Source organism: Mesorhizobium sp. M1406, assembly GCF_040317555.1.
Lineage (GTDB): Bacteria > Pseudomonadota > Alphaproteobacteria > Rhizobiales > Rhizobiaceae > Mesorhizobium.
This window is the reverse complement of the sequence record NZ_JAMYKW010000033.1, coordinates 39103-48817: the sequence shown is the minus strand read 5'-3', so window position 1 is coordinate 48817 and position 9715 is coordinate 39103. Positions and strand designations below refer to the sequence as shown.

At 64.6% G+C, this 9715-nt stretch carries 12 protein-coding genes and 1 pseudogene; 3 read left to right on the top strand and 10 right to left on the bottom strand.

What is annotated here, in order from left to right; translation table 11 throughout:
• Positions 1 to 4 precede the first annotated feature (4 nt).
• The 6 genes and pseudogenes from NKH03_RS23355 to NKH03_RS23330 form a co-directional block, all read right to left on the bottom strand.
• Positions 5 to 679, bottom strand: a complete 675-nt coding sequence (locus tag NKH03_RS23355) for an amino acid ABC transporter permease (protein ID WP_352871421.1) — start codon at positions 677 to 679, stop codon at positions 5 to 7.
• On the bottom strand, positions 676 to 1347 hold the full coding sequence (locus tag NKH03_RS23350) for an amino acid ABC transporter permease (RefSeq protein ID WP_352970760.1): 672 nt from the start codon (positions 1345 to 1347) through the stop codon (positions 676 to 678). The genes NKH03_RS23355 and NKH03_RS23350 overlap by 4 nt, the downstream gene beginning before the upstream one ends.
• A 167-nt stretch (positions 1348 to 1514) precedes the next feature.
• Positions 1515 to 2303: an ABC transporter substrate-binding protein gene (locus tag NKH03_RS23345; protein WP_352871423.1), complete on the bottom strand. Its 789-nt coding sequence runs from the start codon at positions 2301 to 2303 to the stop codon at positions 1515 to 1517.
• Between the two features lie 111 nt (positions 2304 to 2414).
• Entirely contained in the window at positions 2415 to 3578 is a 1164-nt protein-coding gene (locus NKH03_RS23340; RefSeq protein WP_352970758.1) for a saccharopine dehydrogenase family protein, read from the bottom strand.
• Positions 3575 to 4075 (bottom strand): Lrp/AsnC family transcriptional regulator, encoded by a 501-nt coding sequence (locus NKH03_RS23335; protein ID WP_027035297.1) that lies wholly within the window; start codon positions 4073 to 4075, stop codon positions 3575 to 3577. The genes NKH03_RS23340 and NKH03_RS23335 overlap by 4 nt, the downstream gene beginning before the upstream one ends.
• A gap of 147 nt (positions 4076 to 4222) precedes the next feature.
• Positions 4223 to 5099 (bottom strand): annotated as a pseudogene (locus NKH03_RS23330) (LysR substrate-binding domain-containing protein).
• 147 nt (positions 5100 to 5246) lie between these two features.
• On the opposite strand from NKH03_RS23330, the gene NKH03_RS23325 reads away from it, so the two are divergent.
• Both NKH03_RS23325 and NKH03_RS23320 read left to right on the top strand, forming a co-directional pair.
• Positions 5247 to 5462, top strand: coding sequence for a hypothetical protein (locus NKH03_RS23325; RefSeq protein WP_352970755.1), 216 nt, complete (start codon positions 5247 to 5249; stop codon positions 5460 to 5462).
• Between the two features lie 21 nt (positions 5463 to 5483).
• Entirely contained in the window at positions 5484 to 6233 is a 750-nt protein-coding gene (locus NKH03_RS23320; protein WP_352970753.1) for a sulfite exporter TauE/SafE family protein, read from the top strand.
• 24 nt (positions 6234 to 6257) lie between these two features.
• On the opposite strand, the gene NKH03_RS23315 is transcribed toward NKH03_RS23320, so the two are convergent.
• The 3 genes from NKH03_RS23315 to NKH03_RS23305 all read right to left on the bottom strand — a co-directional run bounded on the left by NKH03_RS23315 (position 6258) and on the right by NKH03_RS23305 (position 7573).
• The gene (locus NKH03_RS23315) at positions 6258 to 6752 is read right to left on the bottom strand and encodes a GNAT family N-acetyltransferase (protein WP_352871430.1); all 495 of its coding nucleotides are present in this window, start codon (positions 6750 to 6752) and stop codon (positions 6258 to 6260) included.
• Positions 6749 to 7039, bottom strand: coding sequence for a type II toxin-antitoxin system TacA family antitoxin (locus tag NKH03_RS23310; RefSeq protein WP_352871431.1), 291 nt, complete (start codon positions 7037 to 7039; stop codon positions 6749 to 6751). Before NKH03_RS23310 ends, NKH03_RS23315 begins: the two co-directional genes overlap by 4 nt.
• Positions 7040 to 7123: 84 nt before the next feature.
• Positions 7124 to 7573 carry a universal stress protein gene (locus NKH03_RS23305; protein ID WP_352970752.1) on the bottom strand — a complete coding sequence of 150 codons (450 nt, stop codon included), beginning with the start codon at positions 7571 to 7573 and terminating at the stop codon, positions 7124 to 7126.
• A gap of 205 nt (positions 7574 to 7778) precedes the next feature.
• Here NKH03_RS23305 and NKH03_RS23300 point away from each other — a divergent pair, with 205 nt between their 5' ends.
• The gene (locus NKH03_RS23300; protein WP_352970750.1) at positions 7779 to 8360 is read left to right on the top strand and encodes a histidine phosphatase family protein; all 582 of its coding nucleotides are present in this window, start codon (positions 7779 to 7781) and stop codon (positions 8358 to 8360) included.
• A 282-nt stretch (positions 8361 to 8642) separates the two neighbouring features.
• Here NKH03_RS23300 and NKH03_RS23295 read toward each other — a convergent pair whose 3' ends face one another.
• A complete protein-coding gene (locus tag NKH03_RS23295; protein ID WP_352970748.1) occupies positions 8643 to 9686 on the bottom strand; it encodes an RNA polymerase subunit sigma-70 in 1044 nt (347 codons plus the stop codon).
• Positions 9687 to 9715 lie beyond the last annotated feature (29 nt).

The following is a 9715-nucleotide window of genomic DNA, read 5'->3' as shown; positions in this document are numbered from 1 at the left end:
GCTGTCACAGCTGCACCTCGCCATGCGCCGCACCCATGCGGCGCTCCAGCCGGCGGGCAAGCATGATCAGGGGATAGCAGACGATGAAATAGCCGACGCCGACGAGGAAGAAGACCAAGAGGCCGTTCGGCACACGCTGCACCACCAGCCAGCCGACGCGGGTGAGGTCGGTGAGGCCGATCGCCGAGACGACGGAAGAATCCTTGATCAGCAGCACATACTGCCCGACCAGCGGCGGCAGCACGATACGCATCGCCTGCGGCAGCACCACCTGGCGCATGCGCTGCCAGCGCGACAGGCCGGACGCGAGTGCCGCCTCGACCTGGCCGGTCGGTACCGAGCGGATGCCCGCGGCGACGATCTCGCAGATGAAGCAGGCGGCCAGATTGGTCAGCGCGATGATGCCGGCAGTGAAGGCATCGAGCTCGATGCCGAGTTCGGGCAGGATGAAGAAGATCAGGAAGATCTGCACCAGGAACGGCGTGCCGCGGATCAGATCGACCCAGGCGCCGATGGCGCCTGATATCAACCGGTTGCCGCCGGTGCGCAGGATGCCGAGGCCGAAGCCGAGCGAGGTGCCGAGCACCAGGCTGATCAGCGACAGCACCACGGTCATGCCGAGGCCGCGCAGGGCCAGTGGATAGGAGCCGGCGAGGCTTTGCAACTGTTGCCAGATCATGTCCGCGCCCCCGCGGTGCCGAGCCAGCGGCTGGAGAGGCCAGCCAGTCCCTTCAGTCCGTAATAGAGCAGCAGGTAGAAGGCGGCGATGGTGAGAAAACCTTCCGCCGGCATGAAGCGGTCCGAGGCGAGCAGCTGGCCGGCGCGCGTCAGTTCGGAAACCGAAATCAGTGACAGCAGTGCGGAATCCTTGACCAGCACGATCGCCTGGCCGAGCAGCGGCGGGATCGTCACCTTGAAGGCTTGCGGCAGGACGACCAGGCGCATGCGCTGGACATAGGTCATGCCCGAGGCGACGCTGGCTTCCACCTGGCCGCGCGGGATCGACAGGATGCCGGCGCGAATGATTTCAGCGATATAGGCGCCGCTGTTGAGCGATAGCGCCAGGATGCCGACGACCAGTTCGGGCAGGACGAAGCCGAGCCGGGGCAAGCCGAAATAGAGGAAATAGAGCTGCGCCAGCAAGGGCGTGGCGCGCACCGCGTCGATATAGGCCTTGGCCGGCACGCGAAACAGCCAGCCGCGCTGCAGGTTCATGGCGCACAGCACGATGCCGACAATGAGCGCGCCGACAAAGGACAGCGCCGACAGCCAGACGGTCGTGATCAGACCCTGCCCAAACAGAGGCAGATATTCGACGATGGTGCGGAAGCTGAAATTTTCGAGCATGGGCGCGCGGCGGTGAAGAGGGAAGGGCGAATAGCGAATAGCGAGTAGCGAATAGGGAGTAGCGAATAGGGGAGTAGGGAGCAGCAGAGCATGGCCGGAACGGCCATTCCCTACTCGCTACTCCCTATTCGCTACTCCCTAGTCCCTACTCCCTACTCGCCAATTCCTCAGTGATCTTTCTTCCAGGCGTCGGAATTGACCCAGTAGTCGAGGTTCTTCTGCAGGCGGCCGTCGATGCTGACCTGGTTGAGGAACAGGTTCATCCAGACCAGCAGTTCCGGCTCGTCATAGCGAGTGGCGAAGGCAAGCGGTTCCTTCGACAAAAGGTCCGGCATGATGGTGAAGGAGCCGGCCGGATAAGCGGTCGACTGGCCCTTGACCGCCGAGATGTCGTTGACGCCGCAATCGGCCTGGCCGTTGTTGACGGCGTCGAGCAGCAGCGGACCGCCGCCCTTGTAACTCTTGATGTCGGCATCGGGGAAGGCGGTCTTGGCTTCCTTTTCGCCCGTGGCACCCAGCAGCACGGCGATCTTGGTGCCCTTGGCCTTGCAATCCTCGGTGGTCTTGAACTTGCTGTCGGCCTTGGTGAAGACGGTGCTGCCCGTATACATGTAAGGCGTGGTGAAGGCGACCTTCATGCCGCGCGCCAGCGTCGGCGTCATGTCGGCGACTAGCAGATCGGCCTTGCCCGAAAGCAGCGCCGGGATCAGCCCGTCCCAGTCGAAGTCGAGGAAGGTAATCTTGACGCCCATTTCCTTGGCCATCAATTCGGCGAGTTCAACTGAACTGCCGGTCCGTTCGCCATTGGCGCCGACCAGTGAGAAGGGAGGTCCCTGGGTCTGCACGGCGACGCGCAGTTCGCCGCGCTTGGTGATGTCGTCCAGTGTTCCGGCTGTGGCGGCAGTGGTGAGCCCAGCGAGCGCAAGTCCGGCGATGAAAAGTCTGGCAATCTTCATTTTGGTAGTCCTCCTTGTTTTATTGTTCCACGTCTTCGTTGTTTTTCACCCTTTGGGGGTGCTTTTTGAGCGGCGGCGCCGTTGCCGGCGGCAGCCACCGTTCGAAAATCCTCAGTCCCAGGCCACCGTTTCGGTGACCTTGATGCCGCGTCTGGCAAGCTCGTCGAAGAAGGGCTCGTCAGGCACATCGAGCAGCGGATTGAGCAAGCCGGGTCTGGTGATCTCGCCACGCGCCAGCATCTGCGCCACGATGCTGGCGGGATAGCCGACGCCGAGGCTCATGCCGAACAGGCCCGAAGCCAGGTCGCGCTCGATGATCAGGTCCGACGTCACCGTCTTGGCGCGGCCGTCTTCGAGCCCGGAAAAGACATTGCGCATCACGCACAGATCCTTTTCGCCGGGGCCATATTGCAATTGGGGCCCGAGGAGCCGGCCGAGGAATTCGCGCGGACTGTTGGAGGTGCCGGGCACCTTGTCTTCGGAGAGGAAGCCGAGTTCCTTCAGCGGCGCCCAGAAGGCCGACCATCCCGGCCAGCGCAGCGTGTAGCGGCCTGAGCGGCGCAGCCGCTTGGCTGCGTCCAGCATCTCGACATAATGCAGCGCATCGCCGTTGGGGAAGGCTTCCAGCCGGCCGAGGCCCGCGACCTCGATCTCATGGATGAAGGGATTGGCGTGCTGCTGGCCGGCCGGCACCGCGACGCGTTCGCCATCCTCGATCATCACGCTGTCGCGGTTCTGGCTGACCAGGACCATGTCGAAATTCCAGCTCACCTTGTAGCACAGTGGTTTGGCCATCGCCTTCGGCTCGGGGATACCGCCGCAATAGGAATCGATTGCTGTGATAGAGTCGAACTGCCTGGCGGCGCGCGCGTAGAGCACGAGGTCGATGCCGGGGTCGAGCCCGCATTCGGTCATGATCGAGACGCCGGCCTGTTCGGCGGCCGGCGCCAGGTCGGCGATCGACTTGGCGTAATTTGTGGTAACCAAGGGCGTGCGGGTGGCGATCGCGGCCTGAACCGCCTCGCGCATCAATGGCTGCGGCAACAGGTCGATGACGGCGTCGACATCATCAAGTACATTGGCCAGCGCCGGGCCGATCGCGCCTTCAGGCACGACGAAGCGTACGCGGGCAAGATCGGTCAGGCCGGCAAGCCGGGCCGGGCCGTCCGCTGCGGTGTCGACGCAGACGATTTCCTCGACGCCGTCGCAGGCGACGAGGTCGGCGATCGCCGCGCGGCCTTGCAGGCCGAGGCCGCCGAGTACCGCGATCTTCATGCCGGCTCCTTGCGGTCGTCCGACCAGCAGCCTTCCGGCAGGCTGACCCATTTGTTGCAGGACGCCATGACGACGAAGGTCTCGCTGCGCACGACTTCGCCCGGTTCGCCGGCGCCCGGGATCAGCTCGCTGGTGACGCGGTAGAGGTCGGCGACGTCGCCGGCCACCGTCACATCGACGATGATGTCGAAGCGCCCGGTGACCACCGAGGCCGAGTTGACGAAGGGCAGTTCGGAGATGCGCTGCGCCAGCTCGCGGGCCCGGCCGCGCCCCTGGGCGTTGATGCCGACAATGGCCGAGATCAGTTCGGGGCGCTCGGTCAGATTCAAGAGGCCGACGATCTTGAGCAGGTTGCGGTCGAGCAGATTGCGCAGACGCGTGCGCACCGTCGGCACCGAAATCGCCAAAATCTCGGCGATGCGGTTGATGCCCGGCTGTGCGTCCTGCGACAGCTGTTTGACCAGCCGCCGATCGGTCAGATCGAGATGTTCCCGCAAAGTCCCCGTCTTTCATAAAAGGAAAAAACTTCGGCAATTTTTTTGCCAATGTGCAAACAAGCTACGTCACGAATTTTTGAAATGCAAGGCAATGATTCAGTGTTGATGGGGATGGCGGCGCCGCTGTGTGCGGTCACTGGTCCGACCTCAGACCAGCGTTGCCGCCAGCATTTTTGCCTGCGGCGTTAAATCGTCGAAGCGGCGGGCGCAGAGGTTGAGCTGGCGCGTCGCCCAGTCGTCGGTCAGCCGCAATGTGCGCAGCGTCCGCGCCGAACGGCGCGCCGCACTTTCCGGCACGATGGCGATGCCCGCACCTTGCGCGACCAGCCGGCAGACATTGTCGAGGCCAGGCACGCGGACGCGAAAATGCAGATGGCCGCCAAGGCGGGCGGCCTGGCGGGCGATGTGCTCCTGCAGTGCATGGCCGGTGCTGAGGCCAACGAAGGGTTCGCCGAGCACGTCGCTGAGACTGGCTGCACGCAAGCCTGGAAGGCCAGGCCAGTTCCGCGCGGCGATCACCATCAGCCGATCGATGAAGAACGGTTTCTGCTCGAGATGCGACAGACCGGCCCAGGTTGCGGCGATGCCGAGATCGGCCGTGCCGCTGGCCACGGCTTGCGCGATCTCGTGGCTGGGGCGCTCGTCGAGATCGATGTCGATCCCGGCGTGCGCGGCAAGGAAGGCAGGCAGGATGTCGCGCAGCAACTCGGCTGTGGCGGCGGTGTTGGCCATCAACCGCACGCGGGCGCGGAGACCCGTGGCATAGGCGGCGAGGTCGCCGGCCATCGCCTCGATCTGGTTCTGCACCGCCCTTGCATGGTGCAGCAGCGCCTGTCCGGCTGCCGTCGGCACCACGCCACGGCGGCGGCGCTCCAGCAGCGGCGCGCCGAGCCGCTGCTCCATGCCCTTTGATGCGGGCGCTGGCCGACGCCAGGGCCAGCCCGGCAAGTTCGGCGCCATGGGTGATGCTGCCACGCTCGGCTACCATCAGGAACAGCCGGAGATCGACCAGATCGAAGCGCATTTTTTTGCTCCTGCAAACGGTCCGGCGCCCCGGGGGAGGCGGTCGGTTCCTTGCGCCAGCCTTCGTTCTGGCCGAAGGCCGGCAGCGCAACTTCCACATTGTGATCGGCCGAGATCTTCGTCAAACAGTTTTGCGTAGAGGTCTGTGATGAGCGAACGAGCATCAGGCCGGTTCGGCCTTCTTGAAGACGCGGCGATTGCGCTGGCAATTGCGGTGGCCTGCTTTGCCATGGCGCGGGCGGAGCCCGGCTTGCAGAGATGCGCGGCGACGACTCCTGTCAGCCGTGATGCCGCGCCGGCAAAAGCCACACCCGAGGCCGCCAGCCCGGATGCCGACGCCACGGACATGCTGCTGCATGACTGATCCCGCCCTGAAGATGCCACCATGCTGAGCGCCGGCATCCTCGCCTGGACCGGCGCCGTCTTCCTGGCGGCCGGCTTCGTCAAGGGCGTCGTCGGCATGGGGCTGCCGACCGTGGCGATGGGATTGCTGGCGGTGACGATGCCGCCGGCGCAGGCCGCCGCTTTGCTTTTGATCCCGTCGCTGGTCACCAATCTCTGGCAATTGCTGACTGGGCCATCCTTTGGCGGCCTGTGCAAGCGGCTATGGACGATGACGGCCGGAATTGTGCTCGGCACCGTAGCCGGTGCCGGCCTGTTGACCGGCACGCATACGGGCGTGGCCTCGGCGGGGCTGGGCGCGGCGCTGGTGCTTTATGCGCTTGTCGGCCTCGCCAAGGCAGGCTTCATCACGCCGGTGCACCACGAAGTGTGGGCGTCGCCGCTGGTCGGCGTGGCGACCGGGTTGGTCACCGGCGCCACCGGCGTCTTCGTCATCCCGGCGGTGCCCTATCTGCAATCGCTGCGGCTGGGGAGGGAAGACCTGATCCAGGCGCTTGGCCTGTCCTTCACCGTGTCGACGGCAGCGCTCGCCATCGGGCTGTTCAGGACCGGCGCTCTGGCATCGCCGACGGCTCAACTGGCGGGGTCGATCCTAGCGCTGGCGCCGGCTCTGGCCGGCATGTTCGCCGGCCAGGCGCTGCGCCAGAAGATGAGCGTCGAGACCTTCCGCAAGATGTTCTTCGTCGGGCTGCTGGCGCTGGGGGTATATCTTGTGGGCGAGGCTCTGCGCTAGCGGACGCTTTGCAGCCCGCGATCGTCAGCTGAGACTCGCATTGAGATCGGCGAGCGTGACCATCAGCGTCAATGGCTCGACCAGAGAAGGCTCGAATCCGACAGCCAGATAGAAGGCTCGGGCGTCTTCGGATATGGCGTGCACCAATATACCTCTGATTCCCAGTATCTCAGCGGCCTGGAGTATCCGTAGACCGGCATCCCTCACGAGCGCACGACCGATGCCTCGGCCATGATGTGCCTTGTCGACCGCCAACCTGCCCAGCACCGCAACCGGGATCGGATCGGGCATATTGCGCCGGAAGCGACCAGGAGCTTCGACCATCTTCACGCCGCCGCTGGCAATGGCGTAGTAGCCAACGACACGGTTGCCATCGCAGGTCACATAGGTACGGGATGCACCGCCCGCCTGATTGGTCCGGGCACGTTTTTTCAACCAATCGTCGAGTGAGGGTATGCCCGATAAAAATTCGCTGAGTTCGTGATGTTCCGCGAGCGGAACCGGGGCCGACAGCGTCACGCAGCGTCCCATGGAGCGTTTGTCGTCATGGTGCGGCGCAACCGATCGTTTGATTGCGGCGGCGCGTCGAGACGGGTCAGAAACGCAGCGTAGACATCCGGCTCGACGGTGAACACGAGCCGGTTGAGCAACGCGTCCTCTGCGGCCCGTTGCGACGCTTCAAGCATGAAGTCGGTGCGATTCTTGCCGAGCAGTTCCGCTGCACGGTCGATCAGATTACGAACTTCCGGCTTGACGCGGATATTGAGCGGAACGCTCTTCGGCAGCGGATGATGTGACGGTGGCATGAATAGCTCCCTTCTTCGTCCAGACCATAGCAGACTGTAATGACATTGTCATTACAGTCGCGCGGTTGAGATTTGCGGACAGGTTTAGCGCACCACCAGCACCGGGATTTCGGTGTAGGACAGCACTTCCGCCGTTTGGCTTCCCAGAAGCAGCTTGCCCAGTCCGCGACGCCCGTGCGAGGCCATCACGATCAAGTCGCAGCCTCGAGCCTGCGACAGCTCCAGGATCGCCTCGGCGGGCCTCTTGTCCTCGACATGCACGACCTCTGCGGAGACGCCGGCCGCGTCCGCCGATGCCTTGCATTTGTCGAGAACCTCCTTGCCATACTTGCGCGCCTCTTCCTGGTAGGCGGCCAGTTCATCGCCCGCGGCAAAGCCGGCCATGGCGCCGCCCCAGGCGAAGACCGGGAATTGTTCGGAGACGGTGATGAAAGTGACGGCGGCACCAATGCCGCTGGCCAGCGCCAGGCCGTGGGCAACGCCCCTGTCGGCCAGTTCCGATCCGTCGGTGGCAATGAGCAGATGTTTGTACATGATGATCTCGACCTGTTGAGCAAGGGCCGATGCCCTTGGATGGCGGGAGCCTTGATGCGGCTACCCCTGATATAGTTGCGGTATAGGGCTCCTCACAGGTCCAGCCTGACGCGGATCAAGGCCAGGCGACCACGCACTTTGTACCAACCGAATTCCCCTTTCCCATATCGTCCCCTAAGGTGCTCGCGACATCGAAAGGCATCTCATGGGCAGCGCGTTTCCCCAAATCCATCTGGTCCGGCATGGCGAGACGGCGTGGAGCCTTTCGGGGCGGCATACCGGCCGCACCGACATGCCGTTGACGCCCGCCGGCGAGGCCGCCGCGCGCGGTGTCGCGGATCGGCTGAGGGGTCTGTCGTTCTCAGCCGTGTGGTCGAGCCCGTCGCAGCGCGCCTACAACACCAGCGTGCTGGCCGGCTTCGGTGCCGAGAGCGTCAAGAAGGACGATCTGCAGGAATGGGACTACGGCGCCTATGAGGGGCTGACGACAAAACAGATCCAAGCCGAGCGGCCCGGCTGGACCGTATTTCGCGATGGTTGCCCGAAGGGCGAGAGCGCGGCCGATGTCGGCGCGCGGGCGAATGCGATCGTCAGACAGCTTCGTGAAGCTGGCGGCTCGATTCTGGTGTTTTCCAGCGCACATTTTTTGCGCGTGCTGACAGCACGTTGGCTCGGCTTGCCGCCCGAAGGCGGCGCGCTGTTCGTGCTCGACACGGCCAGCATCAGCGTGCTCGGCTACGAGCACGATCTGGGCGAACCGGTCATTCGGAAATGGAACCAGAAGTAGGGCGGCAGTAACGCCGGCTCGGCGCAACACGCCGTCGCTTCGTCATCCTCGGGCGAAGCAAGGAGCGCAGCGACGCAGCGCAGACCCGGGGATCCATGCCGCGACTTCAAAGCGTTGCTACGGTGCAGAATTGTGTCCGCTGCATTTCACGGGTCTTCGCGACGGATCTTCGCTCCTGCTCCGCCCCGTGGTTGGGGGATGCTTCGGCCAATTCCAAATGTCTCTACTTGTCGAACTTCCTGATCGCCTCGGCAGCTTTCTGTCAGGAGATGGATGCGATGATCATTTGTTCGGCTCGGGCCAGACGGGCGGTAGGCCGAAGGCGGCGAACAGGTCGGGACCGAGCGGACCAACATAAACAGTCAGCGAGGTGATCTGGCCGTCGGCCGGCTCGATGACATGCAGTGACTGCGCGCGCCACTCGGGATCCTGGTGGCGCCGCGCATAGATCGCGATGGAGGGCTGGCCGTTGGCCCTGGTGGCGACCGCATGGTAGCCGGCGAAATTGGCCCAGACAGTCTCGAAGAAAGTTCGGATCGCCCGGCGTCCCCGGTACCAGTCCAGCCATGGCGGCATGTGGTAGGTGGCGTCCTCGCGCAGCAATTCGACGAAGTCGTCGAGATTGGCGGCCTGCCAGGCCTGCATGTAGCGCTCGAGCAGCAGGCGCTCCTCGCGGTTGGGCCGATCGCGCTGTAGGGGTCGTCCTTGGGGATAGCGCGTCACCAGCGTTGCGCGGGCACGCTGCAGGGCGCTGTTGATCGAGGTGGTTGAGCCGCCCAGCAATTGCGCCGTCTCGAGCGCCGACCAGCCCAGGACATCGCAGAGCAAAAGGGCGGCGCGCTGCCTGGGCGGCAAAAGCTGGATCGCGGCGACGAAGGCAAGCTGCACGGCTTCGCGGGTCTCGTAGCGCGCTTCCGGACCGGGTTCGCCGTCGACGAGATCGGGCAGCTCGACGTCCGGGTAGGGCTCCAGCCATGCGAGCTCGGCGGCGGGTCCGCCAGCGGCGCGCCCCTCGGTCGGCGGCCGTCCGGGCGGTTCGAGAATGCGATACGCCGTGGATCTTGCCTTGATGGCGTTGAGGCAACTGTTGGTAGCGATCGTGTAGAGCCAGCCGCGCGGCGAACCGCGCCCGTCGAATTGCGAGCGGCCGCGCCAGGCTTTCAGGAACGTCTCCTGGACGAGGTCGTCTGCCTCGTGCAGCGAACCCATCATCCGGTAGCAGTGCAGCTTGAGTTCGCGACGGTGGGCCGTTGTCAGGCGCTCGAAGGCCAGCCGATCGAGGATCGGCTGGCCCAGCGGCTCAAGCGGGCCGGGAGCATCTGTCATAGCGAGCCTGCGGTGCTGATTTCGGCCGG